At 68.7% G+C, this 731-nt stretch carries 1 protein-coding gene; it reads left to right on the top strand.

The window, feature by feature from the left end; genetic code table 11:
* On the top strand, nt 1-731 hold a 731-nt coding region (locus J7528_RS23830), incomplete at both ends, for a 3-deoxy-7-phosphoheptulonate synthase (RefSeq protein WP_291879815.1).

The raw sequence follows: 731 nt of genomic DNA, 5'->3' as shown, positions 1-731 counted from the left end.
CCCCCACACTGACGACCTGCGCATCCGCCGCATCGACGCGCTGGTTCCTCCCGCGCAGCTGATCGCGGAAATCCCCTGCACCGAAGAGGTCTCCGACACCGTCGCCGACGCCCGGCGTGCGCTGCATCGCATCCTTCATGGGCAGGACGACCGCCTGGCGGTGGTGATCGGCCCGTGCTCGATCCACGACCCGGTCGCGGCGATGGAATACGCGCATCGCCTGCGTCCGCTGCGCGACACGCTCGGCGACGCGCTGGAGATCGTGATGCGCGTGTATTTCGAGAAACCGCGCACCACCGTCGGCTGGAAAGGCCTGATCAACGATCCTGGCCTGGACGGCAGCTTCGACATCAACAAGGGCCTGCACGTGGGCCGCACCCTGTTGCGCGACATCAACGCGCTGGGCCTGCCCGCCGGCTGCGAGTACCTGGACACGATCTCGCCGCAGTACATCGCCGACCTGGTCGCCTGGGGCGCGATCGGCGCGCGAACCACCGAAAGCCAGATCCATCGCGAGATGGCCTCGGGGTTGTCGTGCCCGGTCGGTTTCAAGAACGGCACCGACGGCAACGTGCGCATTGCAGCGGACGCGGTGATGGCCGCGTCCAATCCGCACCATTTCCTGGCCGTGACCAAGGACGGGCGCTCGGCGATCGCCGCCACCGCCGGCAATCCGGACGGCCACGTCATCTTGCGCGGCGGCAAGGCGCCCAACTTCGACGCCGCCGGCG

Origin of the sequence: Caulobacter sp., from assembly GCF_017744445.1 — a bacterium.
Taxonomy (GTDB): Bacteria; Pseudomonadota; Alphaproteobacteria; order Caulobacterales; family Caulobacteraceae; genus Caulobacter.
The sequence above is the reverse complement of the archived record's forward strand: the minus strand, read 5'-3'. Positions and strand labels throughout refer to the sequence as shown.